General features: G+C 71.0%; 18 protein-coding genes. 8 read left to right on the forward strand and 10 right to left on the reverse strand.

The features are described 5' to 3' along the window. Nucleotides 1–78: 78 nt before the first annotated feature. A complete protein-coding gene (locus OHT76_RS19435; RefSeq protein ID WP_328872116.1) occupies nt 79–1,005 on the forward strand; it encodes a cyclase family protein in 927 nt (308 codons plus the stop codon). Between the two features lie 363 nt (nt 1,006–1,368). On the opposite strand, the gene OHT76_RS19440 is transcribed toward OHT76_RS19435, so the two are convergent. The 3 genes from OHT76_RS19440 to OHT76_RS19450 all read right to left on the reverse strand — a co-directional run bounded on the left by OHT76_RS19440 (nt 1,369) and on the right by OHT76_RS19450 (nt 4,347). Continuing rightward, nucleotides 1,369–1,845: an ATP-binding protein gene (locus OHT76_RS19440; protein ID WP_328872117.1), complete on the reverse strand. Its 477-nt coding sequence runs from the start codon at nt 1,843–1,845 to the stop codon at nt 1,369–1,371. A 502-nt stretch (nt 1,846–2,347) separates the two neighbouring features. Further along, nucleotides 2,348–3,214: an acyl-CoA dehydrogenase family protein gene (locus OHT76_RS19445; RefSeq protein WP_328872118.1), complete on the reverse strand. Its 867-nt coding sequence runs from the start codon at nt 3,212–3,214 to the stop codon at nt 2,348–2,350. A gap of 2 nt (nt 3,215–3,216) precedes the next feature. Continuing rightward, entirely contained in the window at nt 3,217–4,347 is a 1,131-nt protein-coding gene (locus tag OHT76_RS19450) for an acyl-CoA dehydrogenase (RefSeq protein ID WP_328872119.1), read from the reverse strand. A gap of 124 nt (nt 4,348–4,471) precedes the next feature. Between OHT76_RS19450 and OHT76_RS19455 the strand changes: the two genes are divergently transcribed. Beyond that, the gene (locus OHT76_RS19455) at nt 4,472–5,980 is read left to right on the forward strand and encodes a class I adenylate-forming enzyme family protein (protein WP_328872120.1); all 1,509 of its coding nucleotides are present in this window, start codon (nt 4,472–4,474) and stop codon (nt 5,978–5,980) included. On the opposite strand, the gene OHT76_RS19460 is transcribed toward OHT76_RS19455, so the two are convergent. Then, complete coding sequence (locus tag OHT76_RS19460; RefSeq protein ID WP_328872121.1) at nt 5,959–6,471, reverse strand: EF-hand domain-containing protein; 513 nt, start codon at nt 6,469–6,471, stop codon at nt 5,959–5,961. The genes OHT76_RS19455 and OHT76_RS19460 overlap by 22 nt on opposite strands. 144 nt (nt 6,472–6,615) lie before the next feature. Further along, a complete protein-coding gene (locus OHT76_RS19465; RefSeq protein ID WP_328872122.1) occupies nt 6,616–6,996 on the reverse strand; it encodes an STAS domain-containing protein in 381 nt (126 codons plus the stop codon). Between the two features lie 311 nt (nt 6,997–7,307). Here OHT76_RS19465 and OHT76_RS19470 point away from each other — a divergent pair, with 311 nt between their 5' ends. Continuing rightward, complete coding sequence (locus OHT76_RS19470) at nt 7,308–7,880, forward strand: sigma-70 family RNA polymerase sigma factor (protein ID WP_328872123.1); 573 nt, start codon at nt 7,308–7,310, stop codon at nt 7,878–7,880. Then, nucleotides 7,877–9,256 carry a maleylpyruvate isomerase N-terminal domain-containing protein gene (locus OHT76_RS19475; protein WP_328872124.1) on the forward strand — a complete coding sequence of 460 codons (1,380 nt, stop codon included), beginning with the start codon at nt 7,877–7,879 and terminating at the stop codon, nt 9,254–9,256. The genes OHT76_RS19470 and OHT76_RS19475 overlap by 4 nt, the downstream gene beginning before the upstream one ends. A gap of 166 nt (nt 9,257–9,422) precedes the next feature. Here the strand turns inward: OHT76_RS19475 and purU are convergent, their stop codons facing one another. Beyond that, nucleotides 9,423–10,304: a formyltetrahydrofolate deformylase gene (purU, locus tag OHT76_RS19480; RefSeq protein ID WP_328872125.1), complete on the reverse strand. Its 882-nt coding sequence runs from the start codon at nt 10,302–10,304 to the stop codon at nt 9,423–9,425. 57 nt (nt 10,305–10,361) lie between these two features. Next, nucleotides 10,362–10,862 carry an SCO4402 family protein gene (locus tag OHT76_RS19485; RefSeq protein ID WP_328872126.1) on the reverse strand — a complete coding sequence of 167 codons (501 nt, stop codon included), beginning with the start codon at nt 10,860–10,862 and terminating at the stop codon, nt 10,362–10,364. A 117-nt stretch (nt 10,863–10,979) separates the two neighbouring features. On the opposite strand from OHT76_RS19485, the gene OHT76_RS19490 reads away from it, so the two are divergent. After that, entirely contained in the window at nt 10,980–12,287 is a 1,308-nt protein-coding gene (locus OHT76_RS19490; protein ID WP_328872127.1) for an ABC transporter substrate-binding protein, read from the forward strand. A gap of 7 nt (nt 12,288–12,294) precedes the next feature. On the opposite strand, the gene OHT76_RS19495 is transcribed toward OHT76_RS19490, so the two are convergent. Together OHT76_RS19495 and OHT76_RS19500 are read right to left on the reverse strand one after the other, a co-directional pair. Next, the gene (locus OHT76_RS19495) at nt 12,295–14,037 is read right to left on the reverse strand and encodes a hypothetical protein (RefSeq protein ID WP_328872128.1); all 1,743 of its coding nucleotides are present in this window, start codon (nt 14,035–14,037) and stop codon (nt 12,295–12,297) included. 201 nt (nt 14,038–14,238) lie between these two features. Further along, on the reverse strand, nt 14,239–15,624 hold the full coding sequence (locus OHT76_RS19500) for a transcriptional regulator (protein ID WP_328872129.1): 1,386 nt from the start codon (nt 15,622–15,624) through the stop codon (nt 14,239–14,241). 294 nt (nt 15,625–15,918) lie between these two features. On the opposite strand from OHT76_RS19500, the gene OHT76_RS19505 reads away from it, so the two are divergent. From OHT76_RS19505 to OHT76_RS19515, 3 genes are read left to right on the forward strand one after another with little or no spacing between them, the layout of a single operon-like run. Further along, entirely contained in the window at nt 15,919–16,578 is a 660-nt protein-coding gene (locus tag OHT76_RS19505) for a bifunctional DNA primase/polymerase (protein ID WP_443049810.1), read from the forward strand. Nucleotides 16,579–16,593: 15 nt separating this feature from the next. After that, nucleotides 16,594–17,364 (forward strand): ABC transporter ATP-binding protein, encoded by a 771-nt coding sequence (locus OHT76_RS19510; RefSeq protein ID WP_328872131.1) that lies wholly within the window; start codon nt 16,594–16,596, stop codon nt 17,362–17,364. Then, on the forward strand, nt 17,361–18,950 hold the full coding sequence (locus OHT76_RS19515; protein WP_328872132.1) for a transporter: 1,590 nt from the start codon (nt 17,361–17,363) through the stop codon (nt 18,948–18,950). The genes OHT76_RS19510 and OHT76_RS19515 overlap by 4 nt, the downstream gene beginning before the upstream one ends. 22 nt (nt 18,951–18,972) lie before the next feature. Here OHT76_RS19515 and OHT76_RS19520 read toward each other — a convergent pair whose 3' ends face one another. Further along, complete coding sequence (locus OHT76_RS19520) at nt 18,973–19,848, reverse strand: alpha/beta fold hydrolase (protein ID WP_328872133.1); 876 nt, start codon at nt 19,846–19,848, stop codon at nt 18,973–18,975. Between the last annotated feature and the right edge of the window lie 271 nt (nt 19,849–20,119).

Consider the following 20,119-nt stretch of genomic DNA (forward strand, 5'->3'; position numbering starts at 1 on the left):
CCCTTCCCGCGGTTTCTGACGGACCGTTAGATTTTATGTCCCGCGAGACAGTCGGAGACAAGCCCCGGGGAGGGACCGATGTCATTGCCGGACGCGTTCCACGAGATCGCCAAGCGCGTGAACAACTGGGGCCGTTGGGGGCCCGATGACGAGATCGGCACCCTCAACCTGATCACCGACGAGGTCGTCCGCGAGGCCGCGGCCTCGGTCCGCAGCGGACGGCGGATCCCGCTCGCGCTGCCGCTGCGCCAGGACGGCGTACAGACCGGGATGATCCCGGGGCGGATCAACCCCCTGCACGTCATGGTGCAGATCAATCAGGAGATCTTCGGTCCGGGCACGGTCGCGTGCAGCGACGACGCCGTGACCATGGGCCTTCAGGCGGGCACCCATTGGGATGCGCTGACCCATGTCTCGCACTCGGGCCGGCTCTACAACGGCCGCCCGGCCGACACCGTCAGCGCGCACGGCGGCGCGGAGTTCGCCGGGATGGCCACCGCGCGGCACATCGTCTCGCGCGGGGTGTTGCTCGACGTGGCACGCGCGCGTGGCGTGGAACGGCTCGAGGGAGCGCACGCCGTGACGCCCGAGGACCTGGAGGCGGCCGAGGAACTCGCGGGCACGCGCGTGCGTGGCGGCGACATCGTGCTCGTACGCACCGGGCAGATGCAGATCTGTCTCGCCGGGGACAAGCACGGTTACGGCTATCCGTCGCCGGGACTGTCGATCCGCACTCCGGAGTGGTTCCACGCGCGCGATGTGGCCGCCGTCGCCAACGACACCCTCACGTTCGAGATCTTCCCGCCGGAGATCGAGGACCTGTGGCTGCCCGTGCACGCGCTCGACCTGGTGGAGATGGGGATGCCGCAGGGGCAGAACTGGAATCTCGAAGAGTTGTCCACAGCCTGTGGACAAGAAGAGCGGTACGCCTTCCTGTTGTCGGCGACCCCCGAGCCCTTCGTCGGCGCGACAGGGGCCCCGGTGGCACCGGTCGCCGTACTGTGAGCCCCTGACATGCGGCTGGCGGTGCGCGATGCCCGCCCCGAGCACGGCAGCGCGCACCGCCATCCGACTCCGGCGCTCCCGCCCCGGCTGCCCCTCGGACCCTGAGGGAGCCGACGCCGAATCACGACCCACACTCGCCGAGGGCTCCCGTCACCGAAACCCTCGTCGTCCCCTCACGGCGAATCGCTGACCATAAGCGTGATCAAACGGACACGCGCCGTCAACACCTGTTCGGGGATTTATTACTTATGCCCTATATGCGACAGGCGCACACTGAAGCATGTCCGGCGCACCGCACCACGTCCGGCGCAAGGGATCAGCACCTGTCGGCCATGGGCACCGCCGCATACCCCGCGGGCGCCCTCACACCGCCTCGAACGCCAGCCCTTCAAAGGCTCCGCCGCCATACGCCACCGCGGGCTCGCGCCCCTCGGCGCACCGGTCCAACTCGCACCAGATCCGCTTGCCCGGACCGTCGGGCATCCATCCCCATCGATCCGCGAGACCGTCGACGAGGGCGAGGCCCCGGCCGCCCGTCTCGCCGCCGCCGGCGCAACGCGGCACCGGGGCCCGGCCACTGGCGTCCACCACTTCGAGCCGTACGGTGGCCGACTCGGCGCCGGTCGCCACCCCGGGCAGGAACAGTCGCAGCACGGCCGGACAGCCGGTGTGCACCACGGCGTTGGTGACCAGTTCGGACACGAGCAGGATGAGCGTCTCCGACAGCGACTCGTCGACCCCTATCCCGGACCCGGCGAGCCGCGAGCGGGCCCACCTCCGGGCTCGCCCCACCTCTGCGGGGTCGGGCCGGATCTCCAGCTGCACTTGAAGCACCTGCACCGCTCACACCATCCGAACCGGCGGACTCATAGCCCCGCGCCTCACGAGGGCCACGATCGTAGCCATTTTTTGCATGACCAGAACAATGGCCGGAGCCAGGGTCACGGAACGTGAATCCCTTACGAGAAAGCATGGTTGACGTACAGTCACCCCAACAAGCGCTTCGGGCATATTCCAGCGCGAAGGAGTACCCGTGCGGGATACTGTGCGACGCACTTGACGGGGAGTCGAACAGGCGGGGGCCGAAACCGCGCCCGCCCTGCGATAACCGGCGCGCACCGCCGGATCCGGAGCCGCCTCAAGGGCAACTCCGGCATGGCTCGTGCTCGGAACCACTCGCATCCCACACAAGGTACCGGAGCAAGGCGCCGACTCCAGGCCGTGACGAGTCACACGTAGGACACAACCCGATATCAACGCTCCGTAGTTCCGGTATGCCACAATCCGCGACATCAATTGCCGCCGCTCTACCGGATCCGCAGCCCAGAGGCCTTTTCGCCGCTCACGCGACCAGATCGGCGGCGAGCAATTCCTCACTCTCCGTGTTTCCGCCGCCACGCTGTGCCCGCACCCAGGCCCGCTTCAGATGCAGATGCACCTCGCACTCCCAGGTGAAGCCCATACCGCCGTGCACCTGGAGGCAGTCGCGGGCGCCGCGTACGGCCGCCTCGTCGGCGAGCAGCCGGGCCGCGGCGATGTCGGCGGGGGCCGAGGTCACGGCGGCCGCGTAGACGGCCACACGGGCCGTCTCCGCCCGCACCAGCATGTCCGCGCACAGATGCTTCACCGCCTGGAAGGCCCCGATGGGCTGTCCGAACTGTTCGCGGGTCCGGGCGTGTTGCACGGCGAGCTCACACGCGCGCGTGGCGGTGCCCAGCTGCTCGGCGGCGGTGAGGAGGACGGCGAGGGGGTTCGCCTCGCCCTTGTCGACGACTCGGTGAAGCGGAGTCAGGGGGTCCATGGAGCGCAGGGGTACGGCGCCTGCCGTATCGCCGAGTATTACGTCCGCCTGCGCCAGCCACTCCACCAGACCGGCGTCCACGGCCGTCACGATCGTCTCACCGCCGGCCGCGCCCGGCACCGTGCCCGCCGCGAGATGGGTGGCGATCAACGGTCCGGGCAGCAGTGCCCGCCCCGCCTCCTCGAACGCCAACACCGCCTCGGGCAGCCCGAGTCCGACCCCACCGTCCGCCTCGGGCACACACAGCGCGAAGAACCCGGCCTCGCCCAGCTCCCGCCACAGCGCCCGGTCAAGCCGGGGCTCGTCCACAGTCGCCGCCCGCAGTTCCGCGGCACCGAACCGCCGCTCCAGCAGCTCCCGCATCCCCGCCTTCAACGCCCGCTGATCCTCGGTCAGTTGGAAACGCATCCTCATCGCCCCTTCGGCAGCCCCAGGATCCGCTCGGCCACGATGTTCCGCTGGATCTGCGAGGTCCCGGCCGCGATGGTGTACGACAGCGACGACAGCCGGTCGAGGACCCAGGCCCTGTCCAGGTCGAGGGCGTCGGGCCCGAGGACGTCGGCGGCGGCGTCGTAGAGCTCCTGGCGGGCGTGCGAGTACCTCAGTTTGAAAACCGAACCGCCGACTCCCGGGACCCCGCTCACCGAGGCCTCGCTCACGTTCCACTGCGTCAGCCGCCTCAGCGCTCGGAACTCGGCGTTCAGGCGGCCCAGCCTCCGTCGTAGCACCGGATCGTCCCAGCGGCCGTTCTTGCGGGCCTCCGAGGCCAGTTCGCGCAGGACACGACGGCAGGCCACCACCTCGCCGACGAAGGCCGTACCGCGCTCGAAGGACAGCGTCACCATCGTCACGCGCCAGCCGTCGTTCTCCGCGCCGACCCGGTGCCCGACCGGCACCCGTACCTCGTCGAGGAACACCTCGGCGAACTCGGTGGACCCGGCGAGGGTCCGCAGCGGCCGTACGGTGACGCCGGGCGCGTCCATGGACATGGCGAGCCAGGTGATGCCCCGGTGCCTGGGCGCCGAAGGGTCCGTGCGCACCAACAGCTCGCACCAGTCGGCCACTTCGGCATGGGAGGTCCAGATTTTGGACCCACTCACCACATAGTCGTCGCCCTCCCTACGCGCGCGCGTGCGCAGCGCCGCGAGGTCGGAGCCGGCGCCGGGCTCGCTGAAGCCCTGGCACCAGACCTCCTCGCCGCGCAGGATCGGCGGCAGCCAGCGCGCCCGCTGCTCGGGGGTGCCCTCGGCGGCGATGGTGGGCCCCGCGTGGAGGAGGCCCACGAAGTTGGCGCCCACATAGGGCGCGCCCGCGCGTTCGGTCTCCTCCAGGTAGATCAGCCGGGTGGTCGGGGAGGCGTCCCAGTGGACGTCGGCGTACCCGGCGTCATGGAGCATCCGCTGCCAGCCGAGGTCGTAGGCGCGCCGACCGGGCCAGTCGGACGGGTCGGGCGCGGGCGGCAGCTTCGGCAGCACCTCGCCGAGCCACTGCCTCAAGCGCGCCCGGAAGTCCTCCTCTTCCGGCGTGTAGGCGAGGTCCATACGGTGGCCACCAATCTGACGATCCGTCAGTTCAGGCTAACCCCGCACCCCTGGACCGACAAGGCGCGGCGCCCTACGCTCTGCCCACGATCTGACGCATCGTCAGCAAAGGGAGGTCGCCACCGTGACCGACACCGCACTCGACCTGAGCTCCGCCCGGACCCTGTGGGACCTGCTCGCCCGCCGCGCCGACCTCACCCCGGACCGGCCCGTCCTCCTCCAGGAAGACCGCACCTTGAGCTTCGGCGAGCTACGCGCGCGTGCCGAGCGGGTGGCGGCCGGTCTGCACGACATGGGCGTGCGCCCCGGAACCGTCGTCGCCTGGCAACTGCCCACCCGTATCGAGACGGCCCTCCTCTCCTTCGCCCTCGCCCGCCTCGGCGCCGTACAGTCGCCGGTCATCCCCTTCTACCGGGACCGGGAGGTCGGCTTCGCCCTGCGCGAGTCCAAGGCCGAGTACTTCGCCGTACCGGGCACCTGGCGCGGTTTCGACCACCTGGAGATGGCTCAGCGGCTCGGCGCGAAGGGGATCTTCGAGGCGTACGGCCGTCTCCCCGACGGCGATCCGCGGGTGCTGCCCGCCCCGCCCGCCGAGGGCACCTCCGTCCGCTGGATCTACTGGACCTCGGGCACCACCTCCGACCCCAAGGGCGTGCTGCACACGGACCGTTCGCTGATCGCGGGCGGCTCCTGCCTCGCCCACGCCCTGCGCCCGACCGCCGCCGACGTCGGCTCGATCGCCTTCCCCTACGCCCACATAGGCGGCCCGGACTACATGGTGATGCTGCTGCTGTACGGCTTCCCCGCGGTGCTGTTCGAGCAGTTCGCGCTGCCGGAGGCGCTGGCGGGATATCGCCGGCACGGGGTGACGATGGCGGGCGGATCGACGGCGTTCTACTCGATGTTCCTGACCGAGCAGCGCAAACAGCCCGGATCCAAGGTGGTTCCGACGCTCCGGCTGCTGGCTGGCGGAGGGGCGCCGAAGCCGCCGGAGCTCTATCACGCCGTCGTCCGGGAGATGGGCGTGCAGCTGACCCACGGCTACGGCATGACCGAGGTGCCGATGATCACGATGGGCGACCCGGACGACGACCCCGAGCTGCTCGCCACCACCGAGGGACGGCCGCCGGAGGGGATGGAGATCCGGATCGTGGACGGGGAAGTACGGCTGCGCGGGGAGGCGGTGTGCCGGGGCTATCTGGACCCGGAGCAGACCGCGCAGGCCTTCGACGAGGACGGCTTCCTGCGCACCGGGGACTTGGGGCTGCTCACCGGCACCGGGCATCTGGTGCTCACCGGGCGGCTGAAGGACGTGATCATCCGCAAGGGCGAGAACATCTCGGCGAAGGAGATCGAGGATCTGCTGCACCGGCATCCGGCGGTCGCGGACGCGGCCGTCATCGGGCTGCCGGACGCCGAACGCGGGGAACGCGTGTGTGCCGTGGTCGAACAGCCCCAGGGGGCCGAGGAATTGAGCCTCGCCCAGGTCACAGCGTATCTGCGCGCGGAAGGGCTGTCCGTGCACAAGCTGCCGGAGCAGCTGGAGGTGGTGGACGCCCTTCCGCGCAACGACACACTGCGCAAGGTGCTCAAGTACAAGCTCAGGGAGCGCTATTCGGGGACGGTGAAGTAGCGCGCGAAGGCGGTCACGATCTCGGACTCCTCCACCCTGCCGTCGCTGTCGGCGTCGAGGGTGGCCGCCGCGGCCCGCGCGATGTCCGCGTTCACGCCGAGGGCGGTCAGTACGCGCGCGGTGTCGGCGGTGGTGGCCGCTCCGTCGCCGTCCCCGTCCGCCACCGCGAGGGCCGCGTGCAGGAAGGGGCGGGCGATCTCGGCGAACCGGTCCGGGTTGTCGCGCAACCGCTTGACGGCGCCGCCCACGAACTCGTCCCGCGTGATGCGCTGATCGCCGTCCCGGTCCGCGATTCCCGCCATGCCCTGCCAGAACGCCTCGGCGCCGATGTACAGCGCCTGGCCCTTGTCGGACCGGGCCGCCGTACCGAACTCCGCGAGCAGCGCCTTGGCCGCCGCGTTGAAGTCCGCACGGTCGATATAGCCGTTGCCGTCCTGGTCGAAGGTGGCGAACCGGGCGGCGATCCTGCGCTCGTACTCGCTGCTGACCATGTCTTTTCGTGCCGCCTTTACGTCACGTGGGGTGCGTTCTGGCACGGAGCGTACGACGCCGGGGGCCGTCCGGGAGCGGGAAAGCGACGGTTGTGCCAAGACCGAGGGAATTTTGGGACAACGGTGTGGCAGAGCCGTGATCCGCTACGCCGACAGCGGCCCCGTCTCCTCGTCGGTGGCCGAATCCAGGTCGGGGTGGACGTCGAACAGGCGGCGCACGCCCAGGGCGCCGAGGACGCGGTTGACGTGGGAGCCCTCTACGGCGCCGTGCGCGGGCAGGATCAGGCGCAGCCGGCCCCGGCAGGAGCGGACGAGCCGACGGGCGGCTATGAGCACGCCGACGCCGCTGGAGTCGCAGAAGAAGACCTCGGAGAGGTCGAGCACGAGACTGTGCCGCCCCTCGGCCACTTCGTCGTGCACGCGTTGGCGAAGCACGGGCGAGGTCACCAGATCCAGTTCGCCCGACACATGCAGCACGGCCCACCCGCCCTGCTCCCCGCAGGTCACCTTGAACGCCACCGCCATGCCCTTCGCTCGCCGGACCCCCCGCAAACGGAAGCCGTCCCTACGCTTCCTTGCAGCGCGGCTGCCCAGCGGCAGTGCCCTGAAACACCGGGCCGGAAACAGAAAGAGTGCGAAAGAGGCTTGTTTCTGTCGCCTCCGGTCTTGTTCGATCAGTTCTGGACTGGGTAGGCGACGGTTCACTATCACCCGAGGCCCGTCAGGGGGCGCACATTGCGACAAAGGGGCGTGCGCTGTCAGAGGTGCCGACTACATTCGAGGAGACAGTGGGAGCAGGCTTGACCAGGGCACGCAGTGTGAGGTGAGGGGGTCGCATGGCGAAGAAGGACGCACCGCCCCGCTGGGACCGCAAGATGCAGCAGCGTCTCGCACGCGGTGAGGCGGCCGCCCTCGGCGAGCTCTACGACCGTTTCGCCTCCCTGGTGCACGGTCTGGCCCACACCGTCCTCGGCGACGAGCGCGCCGCCGACGGCATCACCCGCGAGGTCTTCGCCCACGTCTGGGAGCACCCCGACGCCTACGACCCCAAGCAGGGCCCGCTGCGCTCCTGGGTGGCCACGCTCACCCACGGCCTGGCCGTGCAGCGCCTGCGCGCCACCGAGACCGCCGCGCTGGCCCAGGGCGGCCACGGCACCACCGAGGACCTGGAGCGCAAGGTGCGGCACGCGTCCGTGGCCGCCCGCGCCGACTACATCGTCCAGGCCATGCCGGTGCCGCTGCGCGCCGCCCTGGAGCTGGCCTATTTCCAGCGCCGCGACTACCGCCAGACCGCCGTCGACCTCGGCGTCACCGAGGACGAGGCCCGCCGCCGACTCCGCCTCGGCCTGCAACTCCTGTCCACCGCCCACGACGCCGGCACCCCGCCGGGATACAGGGGTGCGGTGTGAACGACGCGGACCGGTTCGAGGCCTACGACGAGCACGAGGGAGAGGGCGAGCCCAAGGAGGAGCGGAGTTACGAGGGTTACGACGGCCCGGAGCCAGACGACAAGGACGCGGACGCCGGTGCGTCCGGCCCCGGCGGCCCCGGCAACGGCAACGACCCGCGCCCCGGCCGCGACCCCGAGCAACCGCCCCGTATACCGCTCCCCCGCGCCTCCGTCGAGGACACCGGCCGGCCGCTGCCCGACCTCGCCACGGATCCGGTGCCGCTCGTCCTGGAGCACCGCGTACTGAAGTCGCTGCTCGGCGCGTGGGCGCTGGCCGCGTGTTCGCCGGAGGAGGCCCTCGCGGTCGAGGTGCACCTCGGCGACTGCGGCTCCTGTGCCGATGAGGCGCTGCGGCTGCGCGAGGCCGTGGGACTGCTGCACAAGGCCGAGAGCCTCGACCTGGACCCCGCCCTGCGCACCCGGGTGCTGGAGAGCTGCCTGGAGCGCCGCCCGCCGCGCATCCCGGTGCCGGGCTGGGCGGCGGCGTACGACGCCGAGACGGCGCGTCTGGACGCGCTGCTGCAGGACTTCGGGGACGCGGAGTGGCACGCGCCCGTGCGGCTGCGGTGGTTCAGGTCCGACGAGGCGACGAGCCGCCGTACGACGGTGGCCGGGGTGATCGCACACCTGCTGACCGTCGATGGCCTGGTGGCGGTCGCCCTGGGCCTCGACGACCCCCTCGGCGACGTCGCGGCCGACCGCCCCACCCCGTCCGCCCGCACCGAGGCGTACTGGCGCGCCTCCCACTTCCCGCCCACCCGCTCGGTCCGGGCGCCCTGGCGGGAACAGAGCCACGACCTGGTCCGCACGGTCTCCTTCACCGGCGGCCAGGCAGGCGGAATGCCGGTCTCCTACGGCGACTTCTCGCTGCCGCTGCACGACGCGATGCTGGACCGGGCCTTCGAGTGCTGGGTGCACGCGGGGGACATTGCCGAGGCGGTGGACTACCCGTACGCCCCACCGTCGGCCCGCCACCTCCACGACATGATCGACCTCGCGGCCCGCATGCTGCCCGTGGCGCTGGCCGGCCGCCGGCAGAACGGGCTGGCGTCGCCGGCGAGAGGCCGCCACCTGGGCCTGGCCGGCGGCCCCGGCCGCAGCCTCCGGCTGGAGATCGAGGGTTCGGGCGGCGGCGAGTGGCTGATCCCGCTGGACTCCCCGGCGGCGGTGGGCTCCGCCGAGCAGGAGGTGGCCCATGTGGCCCTGGACGGCGTGGAGTTCTGCCACTTGGCCGCGGGCCACGTGTCTCCGACGGAGGCCGCGGCGGGGCAAGTGGGCGACCGCGAGGCCATCAGGGATGTGCTGTTCTCGGTGGCGTCGTTGAGCCGGATGTAGGGGCTGGTTGGGGATTCGTCGGCGGCTGCGGGCAGTCGTGGGCTGGTCGCGCAGTTCCCCGCGCCCCTAAAAGGTGGGTCCACTGGTCCGACTCAAGGGGCGCGGGGAACTGCGCGAGCGACCACGAATCGCCCGCAGCCGCCCCGAAACCCAAGCCCCCGCCCCCTTAGGCGAAAACGACCGTCCGCCGACCGTTCAGCAAAATCCGCCGCTCCGCATGCCACTTCACGGCCCGCGCCAGCGCCTGGCACTCCACATCACGCCCCACAGCCACCAGCTGATCCGGCGTGACGTCATGCCCGACCCGCTCGACCTCCTGCTCGATGATCGGCCCCTCGTCAAGGTCGGCCGTCACATAGTGCGCAGTCGCCCCGATCAGCTTCACACCCCGCGCATGAGCCTGGTGATACGGCTTCGCACCCTTGAAGCTCGGCAGGAACGAATGGTGGATATTGATGATCCGCCCACTGAGCTGCTTGCAGAGATCATCGGACAGCACCTGCATATAGCGGGCGAGAACGACCAGCTCGACGTTCTCCTCGCGCACGATCTCCAGCAACCGAGCCTCGGCCTGGGCCTTCGTGTCCTTCGTCACCGGAATGTGGTGGAAAGGAATGTTGTACGAGCCCACCAGCTCGGCAAACTCCGTGTGGTTGGAGACCACCGCCGCGATCTCCACCGGCAGCGCCCCGATCCGCGCGCGGAACAGCAGGTCGTTCAGGCAGTGCCCGAACTTGGAGACCATCAGGACGATGCGCATCTTCTCGTCGGCCCGGTTGATCTGCCAGTCCATCTGGAAGGAGTCACCGATCGCCGCGAAGCTCGCCCGCAGCTTGTCCACCGTCACCGGCGCCTCCGCCGAGAAGTGGACGCGCATGAAGAACAGACCCGTGTCGTGGTCGCCGAACTGCTGACTGTCCTCGATGTTGCAGCCGGTCATGAAGAGGTAGCTCGACACGGCGTGCACGATGCCCTGCTTGTCGGGGCAGGACAGAGTCAGGACGTACTGGTCGGAGGGGACCGCGGCTCGGTCGGACTGCTCGTTCATGCAGGACAGGGTCCCACAGACGGAGCCCTCCGATCACAGCCGTCCCGCTACGCGGACCTACGCGGACCGCGTCATGATCCGCAGCACCTCCAGCGTGCGCGGCGGCGCGTCCGGGTCGTCCCCGTCGCTCGTCGCCATCCGCACATGCGCGTCCCGCGCGGCACGCACCGCGTCCGGCCACCCCTGGTGTTCCAGGTAGGCGGCGACCGGCGCGTCAGGGCCGACCTGGTGCATGATCCTCAGCACCCGCAGCACGGCAGTGTCGACGAGCGCCGCCTCCTGCGAGTCCCGGAAGATCGTGCCGACGTACTTCTCGGCGGACCAGCTGTCCAGCCAGGTGTCCTCGACCAGGCGGTACACGGCATCGGTGACGTCTCCGTAGCCGTCGACGCCGGCCAGCCAGGCGTCCCGCTGGAACACCGGGTCGGAGAGCATGTGCAGCGCGGAGCGCACATTGCTGCGCCAGCGCCACCACGGCATGTCGTTCAGTGGCATGCCGCCCATGGTGGATGAGCGACGGCCGCGACGGGAAGAGTTCTCCGAACCTTGCACGGTCATCGATCGTACGTTCTCGCTCAGCCGACGCTCAGGGACCCCCGTAATTCACCTTCGCGTCACCTTCTGTTGACCGTGGGTCACTTCCGGGTTAGCGATGTGACGGAATCGTGCGTGTCCATGACCGGCAGGCGGCGCTTCCGCAATACCCACCTCCCCACGCTCACCCGACCCGTCAGAGCCACCGCGAGCAAAGCGGCGGCCCTGGTCGCGTGCGCATCCCTCGCCGTCGGTTGCGGGGTCATCCCCGGTGTCTCGGGGGGCGCCGGGGACGATCCCATCACCGTGATGACCTGGGCACCCCAGGACACCAGCGCCACCAACAAGCCCGGCATGCCCGCGCTGGCGCTGGCGTACGCCCGCTGGATCAACTCCCAGGGCGGCCTCAACGGGCGCAAGCTCCGGGTCCTGAACTGTAACGACCACAACGACAGCGTCTCCGCGGCGAAATGCGCCGAGCGCGCCGTCGAGGAGAACGTGGTCGCCGTCGTCGGCTCCTACAGCCAGCACGGCGACTCCTTCTTCCCCACGCTGGAGAGCGCGGGGATCCCGTACATTGGCGGCTACGGCGTCACCAGCGCCGAGTTCACCAGCCCGCTCTCCTACCCCGTCAACGGCGGCCAGCCCAGCCTGCTGGCCGGCCTCGGCCGGGAGCTCGCCAGGAACTGCGGGCCCGTCGCGCTCGTACGGCCCGACAGCATCGCGGGCGACGAGCTGCCCCCGCTGCTGAACTCCGGTCTCTCCGCGGGCGGCCACGCCGACGCGGGCGACCAGCTGGCGGCGGAGGACGCGACCGAGTACTCGGGGCAGTCGAAGCAGGCGCTCAACTACACGACCACCGACCCGGCCAGCCCCGGCTGTGTGGTGCCCGCCCTCGGCGACCGCACCAGCACCTTCATGGACTCCTTCCGGCGTGGCCGCGAGGACTACCCCGACGTCCGCACGGCGACCGTGCTGGGCAGCGTCGACCAGACCGTGATCGACGCCTCCGGCGGCAAGTCCGGGCCCTACGAGGGTGCGTACATCACCGGCTGGTATCCCGTGGCCAGCGACAAGCGCTGGGACGAGATGAAGAAGGTGATCAGCGCGCAGGCCTTCGGCGACAACCGCATCGACCCCGCGGACGCCGGAGTGCAGACCACCTGGATCGCGTACACCGTGTTCAAGGCCGTCGTCGACTCCATCGGCGACTCCGAGGTGACCGCCCGCTCGGTCCGCCGCGCCCTGGACAACGGCCTGGAGATCAGCACGGGTGGGCTCACTCCGCCGCTGAGCTGGGACTTCTCGGAGAGCCTCGCCTCGGTCGGCTTCCCTCAGCTGGTCAACGCCGATGTGACCATGCAGGTCGTACGGGACGGTCGGCTGGTGTCGGCCCGCAAGGGCTTCATCGATGTGACGAAGACCCTTCAGCAGGCCGACCTCAACTGATCGGCTCCTAGAGCTGGGTCGGCTGGCGCTCGGTCAGGCCGTACGTCTTCGCGATCGAGTTCCACAGGCCCGCGGCCTTGGCCTTCTCGGTGCTGGCCGTGCCGCTGGCCGTGTTGCCGGCCTGGGTCTGCGGGGTGGCCCGGGCCTGCCCCTTCTTGCAGAGCTGGCCCTTGCGCTGCGCGACCTGGTCGGCCCAGGCCGCGTAGTGGTTGTCGGCCGACGCGGACGCCTGCCAGGCCTTGTTGAGGGCCGTGGTCAGCTCGGTGTGCTGCGGCAGCTTGTCGACGGACAGCGTGGCCAGCTTGGTCACCAGGTCGTTGCGCTGCTTGGCCGCGTCCCTGAGGTCCTTGGCCGCCTGGGGGAGGTTGGTGCAGGCCTTCACGTCGGCCACGGCGTTGATGACCATGGTCCGGCTGTTGCCGCTGTCGGCCAGCAGCTTGTCCAGCTCGACGGCCTGCTGCTCGACCGGGTCGGCCGAGGGGGAGGGCGAGGCGGACTCGCTCGCCGGGGCGGTGGCGGCGACGGTCTTGTTGTCGCTGTCGTCGTCCCCGCCGCCACTGGCCAGCAGCGCGCCGGCACCTATACCGACGACGGCGATACCGACGCCGACGGCGGCGAAGAGCGTCACACGCGATCCGGTACGGCCGCCACCGCGGCGGCCCTCGTCGTCGTGCGCCTCGCGTCTGGGGATGAGCGGGGGCTGCTGCTGGGCGCCGTACCGCTGCGGCTGCGGCTGCTGGAAGCGCGGCATCTGCTGGGTGGACGCGGCCGGGGGCTCACCGCCCGGCTCGCTGCGGAAGAGGTTGTCGAACTCGGCGGGCGTCTGCCGCTCGCCGCCCGCGCTCGCCGGCACGGGCGCGATGTACTGCGTGGCCTCGGCGTCCGGGTTCGGGGCGGCATGACGCCGGACCCGGCCCAGCACCTGCGTGCTCTCGGCGGGCGTCTCGGGCGTGCCGACCTCGGGCGGCAGCGCCCCGGCACCGACCGGCGGGATGTACTGCGTCGCGCCGTCCTCGCGGACCGGGGGGATGTATCGGGTGGCCCCGTCGTCCACGACCGGCGGGATGTACTGGGTGGCCCCGTCGTCGCCATAAGCAGGCCCGGGCGGAAGAGCACCGGATGCCGACGGACCGGCCGGGGACAGCTGTACGCCCTGACCCGCGTCGCCATAAGCAGGTCCCGGCGGAAGAGCACCGGAAGCCGACGGACCGGCGGGAGGCAGCTGTGCGCCCTGGCCCGCGTCGCCATAAGCAGGTCCCGGCGGAAGAGCACCGGAAGCCGACGGACCGGCCGGGGGCAGCGGTGTGCCCTGGTCCGCGTAGGAGCCGTAGGCGTCCGCGGGCGGCAGCTGGGTGCCGTAGCCCGTGGGGTCGCCGTACGACGGGGCCGGGGCTGGGGCGCCCTCCGGGGGGAGGGGCTGGGACGGGGCGGGTGCTTCGTCCGGGGTGGGCCAGGGGGCCGGGGGGTGCTCCGGGCCGGCCCATGGCTGGGCGGGCGGCGGTGTCCAGCCCTGGCCCGGGGGCGGGGCCGTCGGGGGCTGCGGCTGCTCCGGGCCCCACGAGCCGTTCCAGGCCTGGCCGCCGGGTGGGGCCGCCGGGGTGGGCGGCGCCGTCGGGTGCGCCGGTTGCTGGGGGCTGCCGTAGCCGCCCGTCATGCCCGGGAGCAGGGGCTCTCCTCCGTCGGAGGGCAGCACGATGCCTTCGCGCGCGGGTCGCGCCGAGGGCTCCTCGCCCTGTCCACTCTGCGTCACCGGGACTCCTACGAATGGGGGACCTTCGGAATCGTCGGCTCACGCTACCGGGTCCCGAGAGCCGCGTGCCACGCAGCTCAGGACGTGACGTCCGTCCCTGTGACCGCGGTAACAGAACCGGCCCCCCATCCGCTGACTACGTCTCCTCTCCGTGCCGACGCCTTCGTTTCCCATGTGTTCACGCGCGCGTGGCCCGCACTTTCACGCTGCCGCCTGCAGCTCAAGACGCGCCCCGAACTCCCGTACCACAGGTTCCTCCCGGTACGGCTCCAACCGCTGCTGGAAGTCCTCCAGATACTCGGCGCCCCGGTTGGACCGCAGGGTCTCCAGCAGCTCGACGGCCTTCAGGCCGGTGTGGCAGGCCTGTTCGACCTCGCGCTGCTGGACCTGGGCCGTGGCGAGGAGCACAAATCCGATCGCGCGCCGCCGCGCCTTGTTCTCCGGCAGCCCCGCGAGGGACTCCTCCGCGCGCCGCGCCGCCGCCTCGGCCTGTCCGAGGTCGCGGTGGCAGTGCGCCAGCTCATCGGCGAGGTAGGCCTCGTCGAAGTGCGCGATCCACACCGGGTCGTCCCCGGCGGCCGGATCCGCCGACTCCAACGCGCTCACCGCCCGCCCGGACGCCGCCTGGGCCGCCCGTACGTCGCCCATGAGCGCATGCCCACGAGCCTCGGCCGCGTAGAACATGGACTCCGCGCGCGGGGTGACGCGCCCCCGCGCCCCCTCCTGCGCCGCCCGCGCCAGCTGCGCGATCTCGCGCGGGTTCCCGAGCTGCGCGGCCAGATGGCTCATGGACGCGGCGAGCACGTATCCGCCGTAGCCGCGGTCCCCGGCCGCCTGGGCGAGCCGCAGGGCCTGGATGTAGTACCGCTGGGCGAGACCCGGCTGGCCGGTGTCGATCGCCATATAGCCGGCCAGCTCGGTCAACCGGGCCACCGCGGCGAACAGTTCACGCCCCACGGCCTCCCGGTACGACCCGGCCAGCAGCCCCGAGACGACGCTGTTGAGGTAGTGCACGACGACCGGGCGCACATGCCCGCTGCCGTACTGATGGTCCAGGTCGACCAGGGCCTGCGTCATCGCCTTCACGGCGGCGACGTCGGACTGGCCCACGCGCGGGCCCGCCGAGCGCGCGACCTGCGAGTCCGGCGCGGAGATCAGCCAGTCGCGGCTGGGTTCGACGAGCGCGGACGCGGCGACGGACGAGCCGGACAGGAAGTCCCGGCGGCCCACGTCACTGCGCCACAGCTCACACACCTGCTCGATGGCGCCCAGTACCGTCGGCGAGAACTGGAGGCCCACACCGGAGGCGAGGTTCTTGCCGTTGGCCATGCCGATCTCGTCGATCGTGACCGTACGGCCGAGCTTGCGGCCGAGTGCCTCCGCGATGATCGCCGGGGCGCGTCCGCGCGGCTGTTGTCCGCGCAGCCAACGGGCCACGGACGTCTTGTCGTAGCGCAGGTCGAGGCCGTGCTCTGCGCCGCACATATTGACCCGGCGGGCCAGCCCGGCGTTCGAGCAGCCCGCTTCCTGGATGAGCGCCTGCAGCCGTTCGTTCGGCTGCCGCGCGACGAGAGGCCTTGCGGCCATGGCGTACCCCCTGTGGCTGCGGTGCCTGCCCACGCACCGAGTTGACGAGTCTTCGCACCGAAAAGATCCGGCCTTGAAGATCAATGCCCCGCGGACATACCGAAAATGCGAGACATGCGAGGATTGCCGGGGTAAGAGCCGAAGCCGACCCCACTCGTGGCTACCCACCTCCGGCCATGGATCCTCCCGCGCGCCCCCACACGTGCATCCATGCGCCCCAGACGCGGAATCGATGCTCCTCCCCCGCGCGCGCTACGCCCGTAACCCGAGGTGGGCGCGGGAGTTGTGAAGTGCGTGGAAGAGACGATCGCGGGCACTGAAGCCGCTCAGATTCCGAAGCAGCGCGGGGAATCGCTGCTGGAGACCGCTGTTCGCTACGCCGAGGAGCGCCACTGGGACGTGTTCCCCGGCACTTGGCTGGAAGCCGTCGACGGGGTGCAGCGCTGTTCGTGCGGCGACGCCTCGTGCGGTGCGCCGGGGGCGCATCCGGCACGCGCGGACTGGGAAACGCAGGCGACGGGCAGTGCGACGGTCGCGCGCCGGATGTGGTCGAAGCAGCCGCTGGCTTCGATCCTGCTGCCGACCGGGCGCACGTTCGACGCGATCTCCGTCCCGGAGACGGCCGGGTTTCTCGCGCTGGCCCGGATGGAGCGCATGGAGTTGACGCTCGGTCCCGTGACGTTGACGCCGGATCGCCGGATGCACTTCTTCGTGCTGCCGGGGGCGTCCGTGAAGGTGCCGGAGCTGGTCCGGAAGCTGGGCTGGTCCCCGTCGTCGCTCGATCTCATCGCGCTGGGCGAGGGCAGCTACGTGGCCGGGCCGCCCACGCGGTACGGGTCGCGGGGGGCGGTGCAGTGGGCCTGCCGGCCGACGCCTGCGAACCGTTGGCTGCCGGATGCCGAGGAGTTGATCTCGCCGCTCGCCTATGCGTGCGGGCGGGATCGACAGCCCTGAACATAGGGTGCCCGTATGACTCCTGCTGTGGTGGTGCGTGGGCTCTGGAAGCGGTTCGGGCAGCAAATCGCCGTCGCCGGGATCGATCTGGAGCTGCCCGCAGGGAAGTTCATCGGTCTGGTCGGGCCCAATGGCGCCGGGAAGACCACCACGCTCTCCATGGCGACCGGGCTGCTGCGGCCCGATCAGGGGTCCGTCGAGGTCGTCGGGCACGACGTGTGGCGCGACCCGGTGGAGGTGAAGGCACGCATCGGGGTGCTGCCGGAGGGGCTGCGGCTGTTCGAACGGCTGTCGGGGCGCGAACTGCTCGCCTACTCCGGGCGGTTGCGCGGGCTCCCCGGCACCGAGGTCGACAAACGGGCCACGCAGCTCCTCGACGTGCTGGACCTGGCCGGCGCCCAGCACAAGCTCGTCGTCGACTACTCGACCGGCATGCGCAAGAAGATCGGGCTCGCGGCCGCTCTCCTCCACAACCCCGAAGTGCTCTTCCTCGACGAGCCGTTCGAGGGCGTCGACCCGGTCTCCGCGCAGACCATCCGGGGCGTCCTGGAGCGGTACACCGCCTCCGGCGCCACCGTCGTCTTCTCCTCCCACGTCATGGAACTCGTCGAGTCGCTGTGCGACTGGGTGGCCGTCATGGCGGCGGGCCGGATCCGGGCGCACGGCCCGCTCGCCGAGGTACGCGGGGACGCGCCCTCCCTCCAGCAGGCGTTCCTGGAGCTGGTGGGCGCCCAAGGGCGCGACGCCGGTTCCGACCTCGACTGGCTGGGCGGCGGGGCGCGATGAGCGCGCCCACGATCACACCCGTCCTGGTACGGCTGAAGCTGTCGCTGCTGCGCAACGGCCTGCGCCAGTCCAGCGGCCGCCGCGCCGCCTACGTCGCCTCGATGGTCTTCACGCTCCTGTTCGCCGCGTTGCAGCTGATCGGCCTGATCGCGCTGCGCGACAACACCCATGCCGCGTCCGTGGTCGTCCTGCTGGTGGCGGTGCTGGCGCTCGGCTGGGCGGTGATGCCGCTGTTCTTCCCCGGCGGCGACGAGACGCTCGACCCGACCCGCCTGGTCATGCTCCCCCTGCGCCCCCGCCCCCTGGTACGCGCCCTTCTCGCGGCCTCCCTGGTCGGCATCGGACCCCTGTTCACCCTCTGCCTGCTGGCCGGCTCGGTGATCGCGGTCGCGCACGGCGCCATGGCCTACGTCGTGGGCGTCGTCGGAGTCGTTCTCGCGCTGCTGGTGTGCGTGGCCCTCGCGCGGGCCGTCGCCGCCGTCAACATCCGGCTGCTGACCAGCCGGAAGGGCCGGGATCTCGCGGTACTGAGCGGTCTGGTCATCGCGATCGGCGCCCAGATCGTCAACTTCGGCGCGCAGCGGCTCGGTTCGTCGGGACTCGGCGAACTCGACCCGGCGGCGGAGGTGCTGCGCTGGCTCCCGCCGGCGTCGGCGATCGGGGCGGCAGACTCGGCGAGCGACGGTGCGTACGGCGTCGCGCTGCTGCAACTTGCCCTGGCGGCCGGTGCGCTGGCCGCGCTGATCGCCGTATGGTCGCGCCACCTGACCCGTCTGATGACCGAACCCGACGGCTCGACACTGCAGGCGGCCACCGAGACCGCCGTACGGGAATCCACGGGCCTCGGCCGTCTTCTGCCCGCTGGGCGCACCGGACCGGTCATGGAGCGCAGTCTGCGGTACATCTGGCGCGATCCGAAGACCAAGATGGCCTGGGTGACCTCGCTGGCCATCGGCCTGATCGTGCCGGTGTTCAACGCCTTCCAGGGCACCGGCACGATCTACTTCGCCTGTTTCGCGGCCGGGATGCTCGGGATCCTGATGTACAACCAGTACGGCCAGGACACCTCGGCGTTCTGGATGGTCGCGATGACGATCTCGTCGACGCGGGACGCCTACGTCGAGCTACGCGCGCGTGCGCTGGCGCTGCTGGTGATCACCCTGCCGTACGCCACACTCGTCACCGTCCTGACGGCGGCCCTGCTGGACGACTGGCCGCGGCTGCCCGAGGCCCTGGGCCTGTCCTTCGCCCTGCTCGGCGCGATGCTGGCGACCGGCGCCTGGACCTCGGCCCGTTTCCCGTACTCCATCCCGCAGGAGGGCTACAAGAACGTGGCTCCCGGCCAGGCGGGCCTGGCCTGGATCTCGGTCTTCGGCGGCATGGTCGCGGCGGCCCTGCTCTGCGCCCCGTTCATCGCCCTGACGATCTGGCTGAACGTGAGCGCGAACGGCGACGACTGGACCTGGCTGCTGCTGCCGGTGGGGGCGGCGTACGGGGCGGGGATGACGGCACTGGGTCTGAGGCTGGCGGCTCCACAGACGGCGGCAAGACTGCCGGAGATCTTGACGGCGGTGAGCAAGGGCTAGCGCTTTGCAGGGCCGGCGCCCCTCAAACCGTCCGCACGGCGTCCAGAAACGGCTCGATAGCCACCCGCCAAGCCTCCGGCTGGTCATAGTGCACAAGGTGTCCCGCCTCGGCCACCTCCGCGTACTCCCCCCTGGGAAGGACCCGCACCATCTCCTGCGCCTCGGCCCGGCCCAGCTCCCCGTCCAGCCCGCGCACGACCAGCGCCGGGCACTGGACCTGTGCCAGCTCCTCCCAGTGCGCGTCGTACACCCAGGTCTCCCGGGACTTCAGCATCTGGTCGGGCTCGAACACCGGCCGCCAGCCGTCCTCGCACTCCTGCATGACCTCGGCGTAGAACTCCCCGCGCGCGGGGTTGGGCCGCTCCACCCAGGGGTCGTCCTCGCCGAACCACTTGCGTACGTCGGCGAGCGTGGCGAACGGCACGGGCCATGACTTGAACCAGTCGGCCCACTCCCGCTGCGAGGCCGCGCCGAGTGCGGAGGCCCGCATATCGCAGATGATCACGCCCGACACCAGGTCGGGCCGTTTCGCGGCGAGCTGCCAGGCCGTCAGCGCCCCCATCGCATGACCGATCAGGACGGTCGGCGCGAGGTCCAGTTGTTCCAGCGCGGCCTCGGCGTCCTCCACGTAGGCTTCGCGCGTGAACGCGGCCTCGGGCGGCTTGTCGCTGCGGCCGTGCCCGCGCTGGTCCAGCGCGATCGCGCGATGCCGCTCGGAGAGCCAGCGGGCTGTGGCCGCCCAGTGCGAGGCGCGGCCCATCAGCCCATGAAGTAACAGCACGCCATGCCCCGGATCGCCTTCGGGGGCAACCGGTCGGTCGTTCTTGGGTGGGTCGCCGAACTCCCAGGCCGCGAGGCGTACCCCGCCTGTCCCGGTCACGTCGATGCGCCGCGCCATAGGTCCTGGCACCCCCCTAGCTCGCCTGCCGTGCCTTTGCGTCGGTGTCACCCGCAGGTTATCGAACCCCTATTCGAAAATGCCGTCTCGGCGGGCAACACCCCTCATTCGAGTGACCTCCCTCAAGGATTGATGGCCGCCGCCGAGGGGAGATCTTCAACGGGAGGCGGACCGCTCGGGGAAACCGGTCCGAGGGGAATGACCCTGAGAGCTCGGGGCTCCGGGTCAGCACAGGGGAGGACAGGCCCCGGCGCCGCATGGCGCCGGGGCC

Origin of the sequence: Streptomyces sp. NBC_00287 (genome assembly GCF_036173105.1) — a bacterium.
Classification (GTDB): Bacteria; Actinomycetota; Actinomycetes; order Streptomycetales; family Streptomycetaceae; genus Streptomyces.